Origin of the sequence: Capnocytophaga sp. G2, assembly GCF_035282625.1 — a bacterium.
Classification (GTDB): Bacteria; Bacteroidota; Bacteroidia; order Flavobacteriales; family Flavobacteriaceae; genus Capnocytophaga.
The window spans coordinates 68,663-88,814 of the sequence record NZ_JAYKBU010000009.1 but is presented as its reverse complement, the minus strand read 5'-3'; the positions used below and the strand labels follow the sequence as shown (position 1 = coordinate 88,814).

Here is a 20,152-nt window from a genome sequence, read left to right as displayed (position 1 = left end):
AAAATAGTATTTTTTTCTATGTTTTTTTCAAAAAAATGATATACCTTTGCGCCGTTAAAACTTAAAAAAACAGAATTAAAGATGAAAAAAATTCTTTTATCTGCAATAGCTGTATTTGCATTCAGCTTTGCTAACGCTCAAGAAGAAAGCGATTTTGGATTCTCTAAAGGAGATGTTCTTGTAGAAGGAAATCTTAGCCTAACTTCTAAAAGTGTTCCTGATGGTAGCAGCACCAAAACTACCACTTCTTATGGTTTTGCTCCTGTAGGGGGTTATTTTCTTTCTGATAATTTTGCCCTTGGATTGGGGTTGAACATTTCTTCAGATAAAGAAAATTCTCGAGAAGTAAACACCTTTGGTGTGGGGGTATTTGGACGTTACTACTTCCTTGAATTAGGACAACGCTTCAAAGTATATGGACAAGCAGGTCTTGGTTTTGATTCCATCAATGACAAAGTTGCTGATGCTAAATCCACTGAATTCGGTTTCCATGCTGGCTTAGGAATGAATTATTTTCTTACTAAGAGTTTTGCTATTAACTTTGGTTTAACTGATATCTTCTCTGTTGTAAATAACAAACCAAAAAATGGAGATGGTACTACCACTGTTAATTTCAATGTAAATAAGTTTAACAACTTCTTTACTACTCCTACTTTTGGACTTTCTTTCAGATTCTAATTATCTGACAGTTTAGGACAATATAAAAACCGCTCTATAGAGCGGTTTTTATATTTTAGGTAGTTATATTCCCTAACCTTCTAAAGCATTACAAATTCACATCTCTACCCTGATATTGGTTAAGATAATCCTAATAAGTGTCGCTTCCCTTAAGAGACATATATTATCTTAACTAATGAGGAATATAAGATTTTTTTAATGGATTTGCATCAGTGATCATTGACATTTGACCATTAATCATTGTCCTAATCCTTTTCTTAAGCGAATAGCAGTAAGAACTTTCTTGGTATAAAGGGGAAAATCTGCGTTGAGGATCCAACCAAAATAACCAGGCTCTTCTTCTAAAATTTCTTCTACCTTACGACCTTTATGCTTACCAAAGGTAAAAATCTCTTCTCCTTTATCATTATAAGCAATAAATCCTGCAAAATCAGCTATTTGTTTACGAGTAGTAAAATCACTTAGTTGTTTGACATCATTGGGTAGCGTATCAGAATAACAGTCCAATTGTGCTTTAAGGATTTCATAAGTAGCATCAGTATCAGCCTGTGCAGAATGAGCATTGTCCAGGGACTTCTTACAGTAGAACTTATAAGCTGCTGAAAGAGTACGCTGCTCCATCTTATGAAAAATAGTTTGTACATCTACCGTTACACGGTTCTTTAGATCAAAATCCACTCCTGCTCGTAGGAGTTCCTCTGCCAACAAAGGGATATCAAAGCGATCAGAATTATAACCCGCTAAATCAGAATCCTTAATAAGGTTATGTATTTGTTTTGCCAGTTCCTTGAAAGTGGGGGCCTGAGCAACCATCTTATCACTAATTCCATGAATGTCCGTAGAAGCTGCTGGGATAGGTATCGTAGGATTCACCAGCCATGTTTTACTTTCGCGGGAACCATTAGGGAACACTTTAAGAATAGAAATCTCCACAATGCGATCTTTGGAGACATCTGTCCCTGTAGTTTCTAAATCAAAGAAACAAATAGGACGAGTAAGGTTTAATTCCATGTATATGTTCAATTGAAAAAACAGCACAAAAGTAACGAAAAAAATCATATAATTAGGAACAGTAAGAAATTTTATTTTTTATTTTCAAAATTCCTTTTAAATTCGTAATTTTGTATCCATATAATTACAAATTATAAACATGATGAATTATAAACGAATGTTACCCCTTGTGGCTCTTGGAACTATAGGAGTTCTCAAGGCACAGAATGCACCGTATTGGCAACAACATGTAGATTACAAGATGGACATCAACATGAATGTAAAGAACTACCAATACACAGGAAAACAAGAACTCACCTACACTAACAATTCTCCTGACACCTTGAAAGTAGTGTACTACCATGTATTCCTTAACGCTTTCCAACCTGGAAGTGAAATGGATGCTCGTTTGCAGACTATTCGTGACCCCGATCGCCGTATGGTCAACAACAAAGGTACCAAAGAGAAACCTCAGTATGAAAGTCGTATTTCCCTTCTTAAACCTGAAGAAATTGGATATGTACGCGTAAATGCTCTTTCTCAAGATGGTACTCCTGTAAAATACAAAACAGAAGGTACTATTGTAAAAGTGGATTTGAACAAGCCTATCCTTCCTCACTCCTCCACTGTACTTAAGATGGACTTTACAGGACAAGCTCCTGTGATGATTCGCCGAAGTGGGCGTAATAACCCTGACGGTGTGGCTCTCTCCATGACTCAATGGTATCCAAAATTAGCAGAATATGACTATCGTGGATGGGATACTACTGAGTATATTACTCGTGAATTCTATGGCGTCTGGGGTAATTTTGATGTAAAGATTACCATTGATAAGAACTATGTTGTAGGGGGCTCCGGCTATCTACAGAACAATAATGAAATCGGTTTCGGTTATGAAGATGCGGGTGTAAAAGTACCTAAAGTAAAAGGTAATACTCGTACTTGGCACTTCTATGCACCACAAGTACACGACTTCACTTGGGCTGCCGACCCTCAATTTGTTCATGATAAATTAGATGCTGGCAATGGACAAACTCTCCACTTCCTTTACAAAAAATATCCTGAAAATTGGAAGAAAATCCAACCTCAAATGCTCAAAACCTTCAACTTCTATAATAAGTTCGTAGGCAAATATCCTTGGCGTCAATACTCCTTTATTCAAGGAGGGGACGGAGGTATGGAATATGCTATGTGTACTCTTATTCAAGGCGGTGAAAACTATGATTCCCTATTAAGCACTGCCGTACATGAGTTTGGACATGCTTGGTTTCACCTTATCTTAGCCAGTGATGAGACTGCTTATCCTTGGATGGATGAAGGATTTTGCTCTTATATACAAGATCGTGCTCTCGGCATGTTAGGGGCTAAAGATCCTTTTGTAGGCTTTTACAAATCCTATAACAGATATGTAAAATCCAATTATGAAGAAACTCCTACCCACCAATCCGACCGTTTCAATACCAATTATGCTTACTCTATTACCGCCTATAGTAAGGGAGCTCTCTTTCTAAGACAATTAGAATATATTATTGGTGAAAAGAATGTAGAAAAAACGCTTCAATTATATTATAAGAAATTTGCTCTCAAGCATCCACAACCTCATGACTTTATTCGTTGTGCTGAAAAAGTTTCTGGTATGCAACTCCAATGGTACCTTAATGAATTCATGCAAACACCTCACCATGTAGACTATGCTGTAGAGAAAGTAGGAGCCAAAGGCAACAAAACAGAAATCACCCTCCGCCGTGTGGACAGGATGCCGCTACCTACTGATGTATTCGTAATAGATAAAAATAATAAAACCTATTACTACTACATCCCTCTCCGTATGCAGTTTGGAGAAAAAGAAAATCCTTATAACTATGAACGTAAAGTATTACCTTCTTGGGGTTGGGGACATCTTACTTACACCTTTGATGTAGATATACCTTTTGAAAATATTCAAAAAGTAGTTATTGACCCTAATAATATTACGACAGATATTAATACTGATAATAATACTTTCCAAAAATAGAAAGGGTATTAGTTTTTTATATTACAAAAGAAAAGCCGTTCCGAATGTGGAACGGTTTTTCGTATTTTTATAAGTACGAGGAGCTACAAGCTCTCGCTATCATAGGGGATCAGAACTTATACCCTACCCCTACTTGAATTACACGGTTATTACTATAGTTCTTAGAGTCTCCATCTTTTGTAAGATTTGCTAATCCCCAGTTGTAAGAGGCTTCAAAGAACAATCCGTTATTAGGCAAATTGTATTCCACCCCTAAGCCAATACCATAATCAAAATGTCTGTAGGAATCCTTGTCTACTGTTTCTGTTTTACCATCTTCCTTTAATTGACTACTTAGGATATACCCCATATAAAAGCCTGCTTTAGGTCGGAATCCCTCAAAATCATACTTTATCCAAACAGGCAAGTTAAGGGTGTGTTGTATATATTTCCCGTCCCCTTCTTTAGCTTTAGCTCCTTGGTTGGAATAAGTGAGACCTGCATCCATAAGGACAACATCATTAAAGGCAAATTCTGCTAAACCACCTACATAGAAAGCAGGACGGATTTTAGTTTCAGCCTTCACATCATTCACTTTGGAAGCTATATCAGCAAGGTTAAGCCCTGCACGAGCTCCAAATTTTACTTGTGCACTGGCTCCTACTACAGTAAGAGCGGCAAATACTACGGTCATTAATACTTTTTTCATAAATATATAATTAAGTATGTTTCCCTACTCTATTAAAGGATTTTCGGGTTTTTCCTTTTTTATTCTTTTACTGAGGGCAAAAGTAAGTTTTTCCTCTGATAGTACAAAGAAAATTGAATTATTTTTACACTTTTCACTTTCAAAAACCATGTTAAGTCAATACCTATGATTAGAAATTAATCATCGGTCATTGCTATGGCTTTTGCCAAAAATAATCAGGGTCATTTGTGATATATTCTTCTTTTTCTTTTTGAATTGTAAAGCCTTTAGGCAAAAGAGCTACAAATGAAGTATCTGATTTTCTAAAACGACTTTCTGGGTTAAATTTGCTCTGTAGTGGACAAGAGAACCAATACAGGTTTTTTGCCATATAAACCTCCAGATACTCTTCTTTGGTTAGCTTTTCCTTGTTATTCCAATTAGCATCTTTGTTAAGTACTAAAGGCTTATTATGTATCAATCGGTCTCTTACCTCCGCAATACTTAAGAGATTTCCCTTTTCATCCTTTACATAGGCATTAAAAGTTGGGTCTATCCAAATCCATTTCTGCAACTGTTGAGAATAGACACTATTAATCACATGACAATCTGTATCATTGGGATTCTTAGGCATACAGGTTACATAACGAGATGGAATTCCCATTGCCAGATACATTTCATTGAGTGTAATAGCCAAATGCCTACAATTCACCCCTTTCTTTGTTGCTTTATGATAGTTGTAGATATCTATAGCATCAAACTCACAGAGCGCATAATTTCTACCATCATGTACAATGTTATTATGTACAAAATGGAGTAAATTGAAAATCTTGGAAAGCTCATCCCCTGTTCCCGCTACGGAATCCAACTTAAAATAATTTCTCACTTGCTCAAGGGAAGGATCATTAGCTGCTTGATAAGTAAAGCGTGGAAGCGTATTTGTTTGCTGTTTTTGATAAGCTCCTGCTTGTTGTAGTATCACAAGTTTATCAAAAGGTTTGAGTTTTTTCAATAATGCAATAAATTTCTTTTCCTTGCGAATATTAATAAAATCTTTATCTGTCTTTACATTTCTATAATCATCATAACCTAAAGCTACTGCTTTTTCAAGAGTTGCAATTGCTTCCTTTTTCTTGTTTTGTAAGGAGCGTACGCAAGCCAAATTATAATATATATTGGCTTTTATAGCCTCAATAAGGTTCTGGTTCTTTTTATACTTTGGGTCATTTTCAGTCAAGGATACTTCCTCCAATTTTTTCAAATTAGAAATAAAAATTCCCTCTTCTTCTTGATACTTTCCTTCCTTATGCAATTGCTGACACTTGCTATTGGCTTCTTCGAAATAATTGAAATAGTCCTCCAATGTATAGGAAGATTGAGCCTTTGTATACAAAGTAAAAAGACTCAAAATAAAGAATAAAAAATACTTTTTCATATCTATGTGTTTTTAGATTAATGCCCAAAATTACGATTTAAAAATGAAAAAGAAAAGAAAAAATCTTCTTATTTCCATAATAACAAATAACCAATAGTTAACTATTGGTTATTTGTTATTAATTATTGATCATTAATTAAAGGTATATCGGATGGTAATTCCTGTTCGAATAGTAGTCATTGGGTAGGAAGTAGATATAGCATATTTGGAGAAGGAATAATCAAAATAGAAGATTCCTGAGAGATTCTTGGAGAAAGCATAATCTGCCGTAAATCGAGCTAACCAAGAAGTTTGTCCATTAGTTACCTGATTATCATCTAATTCCATATTGCGAATTACAGTATAATCGCTGCGTAAGGCTATATCTGCCTTAAGGTTAAGGTCACTCTTGATAATCACATCACGCCCATTAAAGCGGGAAGCAAAGCTAATATCCTTAAAGCGATAACCTAATCCTAAGCGGTATTCTTTACGCATAAGTTCAGTGAGATAGTTATTATCTAAACTGATAGAAATAGTCCTATCTCTGCGAATTTCTCCCATCACACTGAATGAATTTTGCAACTCAGTATCAATACGAATAAGAGGAGAGAACTGTTCTACGAGGTTTACATTAGTAAAGAGTTTTTCATTTCGGAAATTGCCTCCTTGATCCAACTGAGTAGGGTTCTGGTAATATTCCAAATTAGTACGGAAATTACTTAGTGCATAACTAGCTCGATAGCCATGAGTAAGAGAGAAACGACGGAAAATTTTTCTAAAACTTTCCAAGCGCATTAACCCAGAATAGCGAATAGTCCATGCTGGGATAGGAATATTCCTAAAGGCTCCTAAAGAAACTTTATTAGCACTCCGCCCTGTATAAGCTGCATAGAAGGCAGGCATCATTACCGCTTGGTTATTTTTTCCAAATCCTTTAGGGAATCCATCACTATCTATATTGGCAGGATTGGTGAGGTCTATTCCCTTTTGTTGTGCCAAACGATTGGCGATGGTAATCCTATTCTCTTTAAAAGTTTGGAATGCTTTAGAGCTATATTCATTAGACTTCATGAAAGAAGTCAAGATCATATTATCCGAAATCACAAAGCTACCTGTAGTATTTCCTATAAGTGGATTATAACCACCATTGATAGCATTAAAAGTTTCCGCAAAGTTATCAATGTATTCACGATCAGCCTTAAGGTCTATTTGCAAATCATTAGTAGGCTGCAAACCTGCTGTAATTCCTAAATTCTTATTGGTAGAACGAATAAACTGCTCATTAAAGTCAGCAAAATTAGTAAGCCACCCATGCCGACCTGCCTCATAACGGATATCATCTTGCCACCCAAAGGCAAAAGGTAAAGAAGGCTTAGAAGAACCGAAGAAACCTACTTGAGGTAAATATCCTGGTAACATAGTACCATTAGTTTCCGTATAACTAACTCCTATACGCTTTATCATAGTAACAAAACGTAAAAGATGGTCTTTGGCTGTCCACTTATCATTTTTACCTTTATTCTTCACTCCTAAAGAAGTATAGAAACGATCAAAAGTCATATTCGCCGCAAAATTGTGGGTGTTAGCATTCTGTACTTTATTAATCTGGTGTCCTGCTACCTGAGTAAGAGCGTCAGAACCACGTTGCCAATCAAAATCACCAGTATAAGAATAAGAAGCTTTCAAGAAAGACAAGTAAGGTAGCTTATCCAATGGTAGTTCATAATTCACTTTAAAAGCAGACATAAAGTGATTAGGAGTACCTGGATTCCAAAAATCATTCCATAGAGTGAGTTCTTTATTTACCTCTTGTCGCCCATTTTCCCACTGGTAATAATTACGAACAATATTACTATTGGTGACATCATAACTTATTTTAAGAGACTTAGTAAGGGAATAATTGAGCCCATATTGCCAATCAAACAGATAATTACGTTGTTGTAATTCAGGTAAAGGCACCTGATTATTAGGATTCACTCCTAAAGGATACACTTCACGGAAGCGTTGACGAGCAAAAGTACGCGTAATAGTAGGTCCTATATAAATATTATTAGGCAAGAGATTGAAATTCACCTCAGAAAGCCATTTAAGGTATTTATTAGTATTTATTTTCTCATTTCCTTTGAAAGGAAGTATCTGCTTTTGTTCAAAAGCATGTGCATATTGTATTCCTGTACGCACATTTTGCTCCCGTTGATTTTCTATTTCAAAATCATGGTGATCCATCTGATTATAAGCATAGTTAAAAGTAAAATTCTCTATACTATATATTTTGGCTTTTTGTTCTTCAGCTAAGTTTTTCTTAACTCCTATCAAGGAGATACCTTTACGTAGGGTATAATCTTCAGCCTGTCGCTTAATAAGGTCTTTTTGTTCTTGAGTTTGAGCAGCATTAATACGATCCTTCAATCGTATATCCTCATATTGCGGATCATATTCAGGAGTAGCTACTGTTGAGGAACGATTAAGCCCTACAGGAATTTGCATATTCCACTTTTTAGGAAAGAGCTTACCAGCATTGATATTCATCATAGCATCAAACTGACGTACTTCTTGACGGCTACGTTCATTAGGTTTTTGTTCTACAGTACCAAAACCTACAGTACTCATTTTCCCCGTAACAGAAATATCCATAAAGTCCGCAGCATTCAAATCCACAGCAGCTATTCCAGCCCAACCTCCTTTATTCTCCAGTTCAGCCAATCGTAATTCATTAAACCATAATTCTCCACATATACGATTAGAAGTTACATTCTTCACGCCTATCATAACGATTTGAATATTTCCTAAAGAAGGATTCCCCTTAATTGCATATCTATTTTGTCCCATCGTGTGAGGTGTTGTGGCAGGTGATGGAATATGATTAAGGTTAGCATCATAATAGGTAAGATTCGCTAAGTTTCCACTATTAATTCCTTTAGCCTTTATTTGGGTAAGTGCCTCCATAGGGATATCAAATCTGTTCTGAGAGGGCCAAATCACCTCTTCTAAATGAGCTCCTGCGGGAGTTACTTGTAAAGGAATCTCCACCTGATAGAAATTTTCAGACAAATCCGAACCTAAACGAATAAAAGCTACCATTTCCCCATCAGCAAGGGATTGATTTTTATAACGTTCCGCATGAACAAACATCTTTATGCGCTTATACTGTCGAAGGTCTGCATGAAAATTCTTATAAACCCCTCGTGCATCATTAGTATTAAGGTCACACACTGTATAGGAAAGAGATTGCTCATTTTGCCTCACAATAGTGTTATTTTGATTCACTTGTTCCCTATATACCCCAGGAGGCATACGATAAGGAATGGGTTGTCGGGATTCATTTTCAATAAGGCTTACTGAACCAATCTCAGTATGAGTACCTGTCCCTGGTGCGGAAAGATCATCCTTAAGAGATTTGGTATAGTGTCTCCAATCACCTCGTACTAAATCCAATGTACCAAAGCGTAATACTACATCAGATGAGAAGCCTGTAAGATACATGCGTATATGGGTTATTGAACGTAAATCTCCTCCTCCTCCGAATTCTCTTCTATTAGCATCTTTTACAGGTATTTTATACTGAATCCATCGCGCTAAAATAGGTTGTCCACTAGGAGTCTCTGCATATACTTCCCGTATATCACTTACATACCTATCTGTTCGTTGTACATTTCCCCGAATAGGCACTCGATATTCATAATAACTATTGACAGTGCTCATTGTATTATCCCTATTAATATCCTCTACATCTGGATTTAAAGATGCAGCTTGGCTATTTCCTGCCACAGGAGAGTTTCCTTGAGTACCATTATAATTATAATATCGGTTAAGAATACCTCCATTACGGGACAAATAATATTCATAATTATCCAAAGCAGGGTCATTGGGAAATTCAGAAACATTATTAGCATAGATAGAACGTTCCTCAGCATCAGTAAGTCCATCTAACCCAATATCCTGTAAAGTTCTATTTTCTGTATTGCTGTCAAAAGCATATAGTAATGATTGAGCCACTGGTGTTTTACCCCAAGAAGTTGTATAAGTAGAAGACTGAATAGAGAGTCCCGGCAAACCATTTTCATATTGCTTTCTTCCATCTTTAAGAATATCCTCAGAAATATTTCCAAGATCAAAAACTAACTCTCCTGTAGTGGAGGGAGAGAACTCTCCTGAGGAATAAGGGTCTAAGACCCAAAACTGTATATATTCAATATTATTCTCTTCAAAGTTAGTAGCTGTGATTCCACGCATAATACCTCCCCATTTTCCAGTAGGGGGGACACTGCTAATAGCTTGAGGATTATTATTATAAGATCCCTTAGCATTAGGGTAATAGGCTAGATCCAAAGTGTTCTGCACCAATAGATCCCCTTGAGCCAATTCTCTTTCTGGAAAAATCTCTTTTACATAAATACGTCGTGTACTATTCTTAGAAATTTCTCCATTATTTATATCATTGGGTTTATTATTGGTATAAAAGACCGGATCGATTGTATACCAAGCAAGTTTAGCTCGTCCATATCCGTTTTTTAGGTTATCTGGATCATCAGGAGTATTTCCATAGAGTGTTTGGGAAGGATAGGCTCCTTGTCCAAAGCGTAAAGGTGTACTGGCAAGAGACCATGAACGGAATCCTCGTATATCCACTGTAGTTTGTGCAGATTCAAAATCATCTAAATAAGCAGTTGCTTCTCCATCAAAATTAGTACTTTTAGGAGTACTTGGTCGCAGAAAAGCCATTTCTCCTCGTACTGAAAGGTTGGAAGGAACATCACTCTGCAGAGAAGGCACTTTGTTAAGCAAGCGAGTAAGAAAAGGAAGCTCCGTAGAATAGGTACCTCCAAAACCAAAAATAGTATTATTCACAGGCTCCTGTCCATAATTGGCTTTCTGAGTATAAGGACGCTCTCGCATATTAATCAAAGAGGCTCCTACTATGAATTTATCATTGAACTTATGTTCTACATTGACGCCCATAAAACGGCGACTTTGCCCTCCGAATATCAAATTATTTTCTACAGAGACCTGAATAGGCATATTTGAGTTCTCAATAGTCGGATCAATAATATGTACTGTTCCTTGCTGATAATTCACCGTATAATCTATCCCTTCCTGAAGGACTCGCCCTCCTACAGTAACACGCACTGAACCACGAGGGACATTGTATGCTCCTAAAGAGATTCCCCTACTTCCCTTGGACTTATAACGTCCTTTGAGGCTGAATTTATTTTTTTCAGCATCCTCTAAAGCTTTGGCTTTGATGTCAGTATAAAGAGAACGGAATACATATTTCTTTTGATTAGCATTCCATGCTGTAGAGGTCGGATGATAAGCAGTTGGATCATTATATCTATTTCCTCCTCCTAACTTATCATATAAGTATTTACCAAAAGGTTCTACCTTGGTAAAAATAATCTTTCCATATTCAGGGTCAATGGTAATTCCATCTACAAAGTCAAAGAAACCATCTCCTCCATTTTGTGGGTCATTATAAGCATTAAGACGGTCAAAATTAAAAAGTTGGAGTAATATCTTACGAGTCAGCTCCCGATTCCAAGTAGCCTCGTCCACAGGAGAAATATAATTCACTGGAGAAGGATCATTATAGAAGATATTCATTCGGAAGTTATCTGGATCAATTTGTACAGTATTAAGTGAATACACATTCTTCATCATCAGTTTCCAAATAGGGTCTCCTGTTACCAAACGATTACTTTTAAGCATCTTAAGTACCAAGCAATTATTAGTAATTTTATTTTGTCCTGCTATATAAGCGTTAGTGGTGGCAGAAATCCCATCATTAGCGAACTCTCCTACTTGATACACATTTCCTTCATAAGTATACTGATAAGCAACCGCTAATACTTCATCATTATTTAATCTTTGACTCAGGGAGATATACCCTAACTGCTTATGTACTTTATAATCGCGCCCTTCTTCTAACTTTTGAGCATTTTCCAAAATAGCATAATCAAATCCTTCATTTACTAAGGCTGACATAGTTCCAAATCCTGACCGGATAGTAGCTACATCTCGAATATTCTTTGTCAGAACAGATTGAGGGGAGTCCATACGTGTTGGATCATATTTATTCGCTTCATTAGTAGGACGATCTCCTATAGATCCTTGAAAGAAACCCACAGGTGCATTTGTAGAAATACGTGTATTTTCGGATTTTGCTTCTCCTAAATCCTGTAATGCTACAATATTGCGGATATTAGCTGTTCTGTTAGAACGGTTAGTAGCCCATACTTCTACTCTAACTATTTGCACTTTACTGCGAATATAAGGATAGTTCTCCAAAGCGCGGTCATATTGGTCACGGAAAAATTGAGAAAGGAAATAGTTACGATTTTCATCATAGTCTAGAGCACGAATCTCAAACTCCTGCATAGTTCCTCCTCCTTGGGCTGTAACAGTTTGTGATTGGGAACGCTGTTCTGAGAACACACCTGTTACTGTAGTACGACCAAACTGTAATTCTGTTTTAACACCAAAAAGGCTCTGTGCTCCAGTAATAAGGGAGCTATTAAGAGGTAAACTCACATTTCCTAATTCTACCTTACGGACTATATCATCTTCATTAGGAGTATATTCTAACTTAAAAACATTCTGGAAATCAAATGTTGCCTGCGTATCATACATTGCATTAATAGAGAGACGTGTTCCTACTTTCCCTTGTATTCCTAAACTGATGCGTTGATCAAAATCCAATCCATAAGAACTTCTGTATTCTGGGCTTATTGCAGGGTTATCATTTTTATTATAACGCATTCCCAAATCAAAAGCAACACTTCCTTGAGGAATAATATCAATCGTATTTCCTCCAAATATAGATTCAAAAAATTCTGATTTCACATAGAATTCAGGGAGCAAATCTCTTTGTGCATTAGTAGCTTTTCCTTTTTCTGAAGGACGCATAGCCGCTGTTTTTTCTTTAAAATAAAGCCCCATACGCTCCCGCATGACCAAGTCCTCATATTCTTTTGGAGTAAGGAACATGGGGGTAGAAATATCATAATCTCCCACCTTTTCACTGTAAATATATTTATTAAGTGCAGGACTATACTTATACTTACGCGAAATTCTATCAGAATCTTTTAATAACAAATGGCGCAAAGATTTGCTTGTTTTTATCGTATCTTTTGCTTTTCCCTGTACTTGTTCATTTTCCTGCCCCTTGACAATAAAAGTAGAGGAAAGTAAAAAAAAGAAAAATAATTTTGCAACTAATTTCCTATTCATTTTCGCCTATAATTGTTTTAATGCTTGTTTGATTAGTTCTTCTACAGAAACTTCCCCTGTGGCGTGGGAGAGAATCTTATTCACCACATTTTCAGCTATCTTTTGGGGATAACCTAATACCTCCAAAGCAGAGAGAGCTTCTTCCTTATAATGCTGCTGCTGACTTACTGTAGGAGCAATATTTCCTTCACTTGAAAGCTTTAGCATTTTTTCTCTTAAATCCAAAATAATGCGCTGAGCCGTTTTAGCACCTATCCCTTTGACAGATTGTATAGTTCGTACATCATTATTCACAATAGCACTCTGCAATTGAGCGGGGGATAGAGAAGAAAGCATGACTCTGGCAGTATTCGCACCTACTCCAGAAACAGAAATCAATAGAGAAAATATCTCCCTTTCAAATTTTTCAAAAAATCCAAAAAGCGTATGAGCATCTTCCTTTATCTGTAAATATGTATAAAGTTTTATCTGTTCCGAATCAGAAAGTTGAGAAAAAGTATTAAGAGAAATATTTACCCAATACCCTATTCCATTACAATCAATAATGACATAAGTGGGGGTTTTCTCTACCAAATGACCTTGCAACTGTGTTATCATAGATAGTCTCCTCTGCGTTTAATGGGCAATATTCGTAATTTTTCTTGGATTTGATAAGGTTTTTATAAAAAATATAACTTTGAACCTATTGTTTTATTTTCTTATTAATATTTATTTTATCTTTATTAACTTATTATGTACAAATAAAAATACTCATTGCTTTCATAAATATATGAAAACATGAGTATTTAAAAAGTATTTCGTCTGAGAAAAATCCACTAATCATTATGCATAAAATCATGCTTCTGTAATAGTTCCTCTTCTGTTTCTTTGTTATTTTCATCAGGGATACAACAATCCACAGGACATACTGCTGCACATTGTGGTTCCTCATGAAAGCCTAAACATTCCGTACACTTATCAGGAACAATATAATAATAATCATCACTTATAGGCTTCTGTACTTGCTCAGCATCCACATGCTTACCATTAGGAAGGATCACATTCCCCCTCAGTTTTGTTCCATCGCTATAGCGCCAATCATCAGCACCTTCATATATTGCATTGTTAGGGCATTCAGGTTCACAAGCCCCACAATTGATACAGTCATCTGTAATAATAATTGCCATTTTTTATTTTTTAGTAATAAATTAATGTCCTATTTTAAAAGACAAAGATACAACTTTTCTTCTGGCTAAAAAGAAAATATTCCTGTTTTTAGGGAAATCTCTCTTTAATTATAAAAAGTATAAATAAAAAACTGCTCTATGAAAAAACAAAGAGCAGCTTTTATTAAATATTCTCAAGTTATCTTCTATAAATCAATCATCTTAATAGCGGTAATAGCTGCCTCTATTCCCTTATTTCCGTATTTTCCTCCACTTCTATCCAAAGATTGTTGAAGGGTATTATCCGTAAGTACACAGAAAATTACTGGAATTTCCTGACTTGCGTTAAGATAAGCAATGCCACTTGTTACTCCCTGACACACAAAGTCAAAATGCCTTGTCTCCCCTTGTATCACACACCCTATAACAATAATAGCATCTACCTTAAGGGTAAGCATCCTTTTAGCTCCATTGATTAACTCAAAACTTCCAGGTACATTCCATTGAATAATATGTTGGGGAATCACACCACAATCCAGAAGAGTTTGTACAGCTCCCTCTCGCATATTCTCAGTAACCTGTCCGTTCCATTGTGAAGTAATAATCCCAATTGTTTTATTCTTTACATCAGGTAGCTGTTCCTTCTTATAGGAAGAAAGATTTTTATTCTCAGTAGCCATCCTAAAGATTCATTAGTGTTGTTACTCGGCTAATTTGTGTATCTATTGTACTTGCTTCCTCTGATTTTGGAAAATCATTTTTGATTCTTTCAAAATATTCCAATGCTTGTTTGTAATTTTTCTGTTCTACAGCCACTTGTGCTGCCTTATTTAAATATATAGGCGCTGTAAGTGAATTATCACTTTTATTAATTGCTTTTTTATAATAATCCGTAGCTTCATTTAGCTGTTTCAATTGTACAAAGGCATCTCCTATATTTCCTAATGCTAAAGCACTTAAAATGGGATCTTTAGAAGAAAATTTATCCAAATGAGAAACTGCCTCCTTATATTTGTTCAGTTGCATATAAGCCATCCCTGCAGAGTAATAGGCTACATTAGCGGCTTTACTGCTTGAATAATCCTTAATAATTTTAAGAAATCCTGCGTGCATCTTATCTCCTTCAAGAGAAAGTGTAAAAAGGGAATCCCTTACTGCTGTAGTAGGAGCATTAAGTGCCTCATCAAAAGTAGCAAGAGCAAAGGATAACTTTTCAGAAGCTTCCGTTTCCTTAGGAACACTTACAAATTGCCTATAAAGCATATATCCAAATCCAGCAAGCACCACAACGGCGAGTACCACGAATATCGAACGCTGATTCCTTTGTACCCATGCTTCAGTTTTTCCTGCTTTCTCATCTAAAGTTTGGAATACCTCAGCTGTCGTACTCTCACGTGATAACTTTTCGCTAGTCAAAGAGTTACGAGATTCTTCTTGTTGTTTTTCTTTCCTTGTTTGCCGTCCAGGACGGTAATTATTCTTCTTGTAAACTGACATATTTTTTGCTTTAAAAAGATTTTGCAAAAATAAAATTTTTATTTGTAATAAAGGGTGTTTTTCTCAATAATTTTTAATAATTTGCACAAGTTTTTACAAGCCCTTTTTCAGATGTTTCTAAAACAGCTTTATATACTGAATTTCAAGAATATAGAGAATAAAGAGTTCTCTTTTTCCCCTAAACTTAATTGTTTAGTAGGCAATAATGGAGTGGGAAAAACAAATTCTCTGGATGCTATTTACCACCTTAGCATGACCAAAAGCTACTTTAATACAACCACTTTATACAATATTCGTTTAGGAGAAGATTTTTATCTAATAGAAGGAAATTTTCAAAAGGAAGATCGTCAAGAACACATAGTATGTAGTGTTAAAAGAGGACAAAAAAAAATTCTAAAACGCAATGGAAAGGTTTATGAAAAATTATCTGAACATATAGGAGCTTTCCCTATAGTTATTGTATCTCCCTCAGACAGAGATCTTATTCATGAAGGGAGTGAAACACGTCGCAGATTTTTAGATAGCATGCTTTCACAAATTCAACCCCATTACCTTGAAGATCTATTACACTACAATAAAATTCTCTCTCAGCGTAATAGTTTATTAAAAATAATGGCTGAAAAACAATATTTTGATGATATTACTTTAGACATTTATGATGAACAACTAAGCCTATATGGGGAGAAAATATTCCAAGAGCGCTCTGCTTTCCTTACCTCATTCCTTCCTTATTTTCAAGAGCAATATAAAAGACTTTCCCAAGGAAGAGAAACCGTAGATATTCACTATGAAAGTTCTTTAAAAAAAGAAAAACTAAAGACACTCCTTAAAAGGAGTATAGAACAGGATCGAATAGTTCAATACACTACCGTAGGAATTCACAAGGATGATCTTATCTTTAGTATAAATAATCAGCCAGTCAAAAAATTTGGCAGTCAAGGACAACAAAAATCTTTTCTTATAGCCTTAAAATTAGCTCAATTTCACAGCATCTATAAACAAACTTCTGTTACTCCCATATTATTATTAGATGATATCTTTGATAAATTGGATGCTCAACGAGTAACCCAACTTATTCATCTTGTTACTGAGGCTCCTTTTGGTCAAGTATTTATAAGTGATACAGATAAAGATCGTACTGAGCGTATAGTTAAGGAAATCACACTTGATTACCAAGTTTTTACTTTATAAAAAATTTATTATTAAATATTTTTTGTGTAATAAAAAAATTCCTATATTTGCACCCTCAAACTGCATAGTAAAAATGAAAGATAATAAACGCGAATTTAGGGCGTATGATATTCATTTTGCAGGATTAAAAGATGGGAAACATCTCTTTGAATATCATATAGATAATCACTTTTTTAATTTGTTTGATTATCATGAATTCAATGATGTAAATCAAGAGGTCACCATTCACTTAGATAAAAAAAGTACGCTTTTGGAACTTAATTTTTTCAGTAAGGGTACTGTAAATGTAAACTGTGATATTACTGACGAACCTTTTGATTTGCCCACTGAGGGGCAATTACATTTAGTGATAAAGTTCGGAGAATCATACAATGATGATAATGAAGAGCTACTTATATTACCTCAAGGAGAACATACTGTGAATATTGCACAATATATCTATGAGATGATTATACTTTCTGTTCCTGCAAAACGAGTAAATCCTAATGCAAGAGATTTCTCTAAAGCCTTAGAGACTTTAGAATCTCTTAGTCCTAAAGAAACTGAAATTGCAGCAGATGATTCCCAGATAGATCCTCGCTGGGACGAATTAAGAAAATTGTTGAACAAATAAAAAGATAAGAAAATGGCACATCCCAAACGAAGACAATCCTCTACCCGAAGAGACAAAAGAAGAACTCATGATAAAGCTATAGTTCCTCAAATAGCAAAAGATCCTACTACAGGGGAGTTGCACCTATACCACAGAGCACATTGGTTTGAAGGTAAACTCTATTATCGTGGTCAGGTACTTATTGATGAGACTCCTAAAGAAAATGAAGCTAAAAAAGATAGCAAATAAAGATAATCTTCTTGAATAATTTCTCCTTCTATGTAAAAAAGAAGGAGTTTTTTTATGCATTTTCTAAAAATAAAGAGGCTACCCTTTTCGGATAGCCTCTTTTAAATATATTATTATCAATAAAACTTTAATTATTTATAAAGTACTTTTTTCACTGCTTTTATTACATCTTGAGCATTAGGTAACCATTCTTTCAATAATACAGGAGAATAAGGTGCTGGTGTATCTGCTGTGGTTAACCGTTGGATAGGAGCATCCAAATAATCAAAAATATGTTCTTGTACTTGATAAGTAATTTCGGAAGATACACAACCAAAAGGCCATGCTTCTTCTACAATTACTAAGCGATTCGTTTTCTTAACAGAATTAAAAATAGTTTCCCAATCCATTGGGCGTACAGTACGAATATCTACAATTTCACATTCTATTCCTTCTTTTGCTAATTCTTCAGCAGCTGCAAAAGCTTCTTTAATAATCTTACCAAAGGAAACAATAGTTACATCCTTACCTACTCGTTTGATATCAGCTACTCCAAGAGGAATCGTATATTCTTCTTCAGGTACTTCTCCTTTATCTCCATACATTTGCTCTGATTCCATAAAGATAACAGGGTCATCATCACGGATTGCTGACTTAAGTAATCCCTTAGCATCATAAGGAGTGGATGGAACTACTACTTTAAGACCTGGACAGTTTGCATACCAGTTTTCAAAAGCTTGTGAGTGAGTTGCTCCTAATTGTCCTGCAGAGGCAGAAGGACCTCTGAAAACAATAGGAATATTGATTTGTCCTCCGGACATTTGTCTAAGCTTTGCTGCATTACTAATAATTTGGTCTATAGCTACCAAAGAGAAGTTAAATGTCATATACTCAATGATAGGACGACAACCATTCATAGCAGATCCTACTCCAATACCTGAAAATCCACTTTCTGAAATTGGAGTATCAATAATTCGTTTAGGACCGAATTCATCCAACATACCCTTAGATGCTTTGTAAGCTCCATTGTATTCAGCTACTTCTTCTCCCATTAAATAAATAGAAGGGTCACGACGCATTTCTTCGCTCATAGCCTCACAAACAGCTTCTCTGAATTGTATTGTTCTCATTATACTTATTTTATATCGTATTTTTTATAAATCTTTCTATTCTATAAAGAACTGCTTAGCGTGTGCAAAGTTACACAAATTTTTACTTTATACAAAATCTGTAATTAATTTTGTGATAAAATTTATTTGTTCTTCATCTAATTCTGTATGCATAGGAAGAGAAATCACCTCTTTCACTAATTCATTAGTTGCAGGGAAATCTTGCTCCTTATAGCGGCTATCTGAATAAGCCTTTTGCTGATGCAAAGGAATTGGATAATAGATACCAAAAGGCACACTATGCTTAGATAAGTGTTCTGCCAATGCATCACGCTTTCCGTTAGTAATACGTATTGTATATTGGTGAAATACGTGAGAGGTATCACCCTGAGGAATCTCAGGAGTGATAATATGAGAGTTCACTTGTAGTTTTTCAGAGTATAGATGAGCAAAAGCTCTCCTCTTTTGATTATACGTATCCAAATAAGGTAATTTAGCACGAAGCACACAAGCTTGCAAAGAATCCAAACGAGAATTAACTCCTACCACATCATGGTGATAACGTATATACATACCATGATTGACCACTCCTCTTAGAATGTGAGCCAACTGGTCATCATTGGTAAAAATGGCTCCTCCATCACCATAACATCCCAAATTCTTAGAAGGGAAAAAACTGGTTGCTCCTACATGACCTATGGTACCTAATTTCTGTTTTTTTCCATTACTCCATGTAAAATCAGCTCCAATAGCTTGCGCATTATCCTCTATAACCAATAGATTATGTTCTTTAGCTATTTTCATGATTTCTTCCATATTAGCAGGACGGCCATATAAATGTACGGGAACAATAGCCTTTGTTTTAGGAGTAATTGCTTTTTTAATAGCTTCTACATTAATATTAAAAGTATCCTTATCTACATCTACCAAAACAGGAGTTAATCCTAAAAGAGCAATTACCTCTACAGTAGCAGCAAATGTGAAGTCTGCTGTTATCACCTCATCACCCTTTTTCAAACCTAATCCCATCATAGCTATTTGAAGAGCATCAGTTCCATTGGCACAAGGAATTACATGCTTTACCTGTAGATAATTCTCTAATTCTTTTTGGAAAGCATGTACCTGAGGTCCATTGATAAAAGCGGCTGTATCAAGTACTTCATTAAAAAATTGTTGTATCTGAGCTTTTAAAGGTGCATACTGACCTTGTAAATCTACCATTTGAATTCTTTTCATGGTCTCTCTTTTTTAATCGCCTGCAAAGATACAAAAGTTAGTGAAAAATGAAAAGTGAAAAACGAAAAATAATATAAATAACTTACTAACATCTTCTAAAAAGGAAGATTAAATTATTGTTAATTATTAATTTATAAGGTTATATATTATTTATTTTTGTA

The 20,152-nt window shown here is 35.3% G+C and carries 15 protein-coding genes; 5 read left to right on the top strand and 10 right to left on the bottom strand.

Going from position 1 to position 20,152, the window contains the following annotated elements:
- Window positions 1-81: 81 nt before the first annotated feature.
- Window positions 82-678: an outer membrane beta-barrel protein gene (locus VJJ03_RS06675; protein ID WP_323974565.1), complete on the top strand. Its 597-nt coding sequence runs from the start codon at window positions 82-84 to the stop codon at window positions 676-678.
- 237 nt (window positions 679-915) lie between these two features.
- Here VJJ03_RS06675 and VJJ03_RS06670 read toward each other — a convergent pair whose 3' ends face one another.
- The gene (locus tag VJJ03_RS06670; protein WP_323974563.1) at window positions 916-1,689 is read right to left on the bottom strand and encodes a 3'-5' exonuclease; all 774 of its coding nucleotides are present in this window, start codon (window positions 1,687-1,689) and stop codon (window positions 916-918) included.
- Between the two features lie 142 nt (window positions 1,690-1,831).
- Between VJJ03_RS06670 and VJJ03_RS06665 the strand changes: the two genes are divergently transcribed.
- Window positions 1,832-3,682, top strand: coding sequence for a M1 family metallopeptidase (locus tag VJJ03_RS06665; RefSeq protein WP_040358265.1), 1,851 nt, complete (start codon window positions 1,832-1,834; stop codon window positions 3,680-3,682).
- 109 nt (window positions 3,683-3,791) lie between these two features.
- Here the strand turns inward: VJJ03_RS06665 and VJJ03_RS06660 are convergent, their stop codons facing one another.
- The 7 genes from VJJ03_RS06660 to VJJ03_RS06630 all read right to left on the bottom strand — a co-directional run bounded on the left by VJJ03_RS06660 (window position 3,792) and on the right by VJJ03_RS06630 (window position 15,635).
- Entirely contained in the window at window positions 3,792-4,370 is a 579-nt protein-coding gene (locus tag VJJ03_RS06660) for a porin family protein (protein WP_009745298.1), read from the bottom strand.
- Between the two features lie 193 nt (window positions 4,371-4,563).
- Window positions 4,564-5,784, bottom strand: a complete 1,221-nt coding sequence (locus VJJ03_RS06655) for a transglutaminase-like domain-containing protein (protein ID WP_323974560.1) — start codon at window positions 5,782-5,784, stop codon at window positions 4,564-4,566.
- 132 nt (window positions 5,785-5,916) lie between these two features.
- The gene (gene sprA / locus VJJ03_RS06650; protein WP_323974558.1) at window positions 5,917-12,993 is read right to left on the bottom strand and encodes a cell surface protein SprA; all 7,077 of its coding nucleotides are present in this window, start codon (window positions 12,991-12,993) and stop codon (window positions 5,917-5,919) included.
- Between the two features lie 6 nt (window positions 12,994-12,999).
- A complete protein-coding gene (gene ruvA, locus VJJ03_RS06645) occupies window positions 13,000-13,590 on the bottom strand; it encodes a Holliday junction branch migration protein RuvA (RefSeq protein ID WP_009745294.1) in 591 nt (196 codons plus the stop codon).
- Between the two features lie 218 nt (window positions 13,591-13,808).
- Window positions 13,809-14,159 carry a 4Fe-4S dicluster domain-containing protein gene (locus tag VJJ03_RS06640; RefSeq protein WP_009745293.1) on the bottom strand — a complete coding sequence of 117 codons (351 nt, stop codon included), beginning with the start codon at window positions 14,157-14,159 and terminating at the stop codon, window positions 13,809-13,811.
- Between the two features lie 185 nt (window positions 14,160-14,344).
- Window positions 14,345-14,818: a 6,7-dimethyl-8-ribityllumazine synthase gene (gene ribH, locus VJJ03_RS06635; protein WP_009745292.1), complete on the bottom strand. Its 474-nt coding sequence runs from the start codon at window positions 14,816-14,818 to the stop codon at window positions 14,345-14,347.
- 1 nt (window position 14,819) lies between these two features.
- Window positions 14,820-15,635 (bottom strand): tetratricopeptide repeat protein, encoded by an 816-nt coding sequence (locus tag VJJ03_RS06630; protein ID WP_040358001.1) that lies wholly within the window; start codon window positions 15,633-15,635, stop codon window positions 14,820-14,822.
- A gap of 111 nt (window positions 15,636-15,746) precedes the next feature.
- On the opposite strand from VJJ03_RS06630, the gene recF reads away from it, so the two are divergent.
- From recF to rpmF, 3 genes are all read left to right on the top strand, one after another.
- A complete protein-coding gene (gene recF, locus VJJ03_RS06625; RefSeq protein WP_040358000.1) occupies window positions 15,747-16,826 on the top strand; it encodes a DNA replication/repair protein RecF in 1,080 nt (359 codons plus the stop codon).
- A 73-nt stretch (window positions 16,827-16,899) separates the two neighbouring features.
- Window positions 16,900-17,439, top strand: coding sequence for a YceD family protein (locus VJJ03_RS06620; RefSeq protein ID WP_040357999.1), 540 nt, complete (start codon window positions 16,900-16,902; stop codon window positions 17,437-17,439).
- Window positions 17,440-17,451: 12 nt separating this feature from the next.
- Window positions 17,452-17,667 (top strand): 50S ribosomal protein L32, encoded by a 216-nt coding sequence (gene rpmF, locus VJJ03_RS06615; RefSeq protein WP_009745288.1) that lies wholly within the window; start codon window positions 17,452-17,454, stop codon window positions 17,665-17,667.
- A 131-nt stretch (window positions 17,668-17,798) separates the two neighbouring features.
- Here the strand turns inward: rpmF and VJJ03_RS06610 are convergent, their stop codons facing one another.
- Together VJJ03_RS06610 and VJJ03_RS06605 are read right to left on the bottom strand one after the other, a co-directional pair.
- Window positions 17,799-18,776: a pyruvate dehydrogenase complex E1 component subunit beta gene (locus VJJ03_RS06610; protein ID WP_009745287.1), complete on the bottom strand. Its 978-nt coding sequence runs from the start codon at window positions 18,774-18,776 to the stop codon at window positions 17,799-17,801.
- 87 nt (window positions 18,777-18,863) lie between these two features.
- Window positions 18,864-19,991 carry a DegT/DnrJ/EryC1/StrS family aminotransferase gene (locus tag VJJ03_RS06605; RefSeq protein ID WP_323974555.1) on the bottom strand — a complete coding sequence of 376 codons (1,128 nt, stop codon included), beginning with the start codon at window positions 19,989-19,991 and terminating at the stop codon, window positions 18,864-18,866.
- Window positions 19,992-20,152 lie beyond the last annotated feature (161 nt).

Excerpts from the sequence above, each read along its gene's own strand:
- VJJ03_RS06675 (WP_323974565.1), top strand. The coding sequence starts at position 82 with ATGAAAAAAATTCTTTTATCTGCAATAGCTGTATTTGCATTCAGCTTT.
- VJJ03_RS06670 (WP_323974563.1), bottom strand. The coding sequence starts at position 1,689 with ATGGAATTAAACCTTACTCGTCCTATTTGTTTCTTTGATTTAGAAACT.
- VJJ03_RS06665 (WP_040358265.1), top strand. The coding sequence starts at position 1,832 with ATGAATTATAAACGAATGTTACCCCTTGTGGCTCTTGGAACTATAGGA.
- VJJ03_RS06660 (WP_009745298.1), bottom strand. The coding sequence starts at position 4,370 with ATGAAAAAAGTATTAATGACCGTAGTATTTGCCGCTCTTACTGTAGTA.
- VJJ03_RS06655 (WP_323974560.1), bottom strand. The coding sequence starts at position 5,784 with ATGAAAAAGTATTTTTTATTCTTTATTTTGAGTCTTTTTACTTTGTAT.
- sprA (WP_323974558.1), bottom strand. The coding sequence starts at position 12,993 with ATGAATAGGAAATTAGTTGCAAAATTATTTTTCTTTTTTTTACTTTCC.
- ruvA (WP_009745294.1), bottom strand. The coding sequence starts at position 13,590 with ATGATAACACAGTTGCAAGGTCATTTGGTAGAGAAAACCCCCACTTAT.
- VJJ03_RS06640 (WP_009745293.1), bottom strand. The coding sequence starts at position 14,159 with ATGGCAATTATTATTACAGATGACTGTATCAATTGTGGGGCTTGTGAA.
- ribH (WP_009745292.1), bottom strand. The coding sequence starts at position 14,818 with ATGGCTACTGAGAATAAAAATCTTTCTTCCTATAAGAAGGAACAGCTA.
- VJJ03_RS06630 (WP_040358001.1), bottom strand. The coding sequence starts at position 15,635 with ATGTCAGTTTACAAGAAGAATAATTACCGTCCTGGACGGCAAACAAGG.
- recF (WP_040358000.1), top strand. The coding sequence starts at position 15,747 with ATGTTTCTAAAACAGCTTTATATACTGAATTTCAAGAATATAGAGAAT.
- VJJ03_RS06620 (WP_040357999.1), top strand. The coding sequence starts at position 16,900 with ATGAAAGATAATAAACGCGAATTTAGGGCGTATGATATTCATTTTGCA.
- rpmF (WP_009745288.1), top strand. The coding sequence starts at position 17,452 with ATGGCACATCCCAAACGAAGACAATCCTCTACCCGAAGAGACAAAAGA.
- VJJ03_RS06610 (WP_009745287.1), bottom strand. The coding sequence starts at position 18,776 with ATGAGAACAATACAATTCAGAGAAGCTGTTTGTGAGGCTATGAGCGAA.
- VJJ03_RS06605 (WP_323974555.1), bottom strand. The coding sequence starts at position 19,991 with ATGAAAAGAATTCAAATGGTAGATTTACAAGGTCAGTATGCACCTTTA.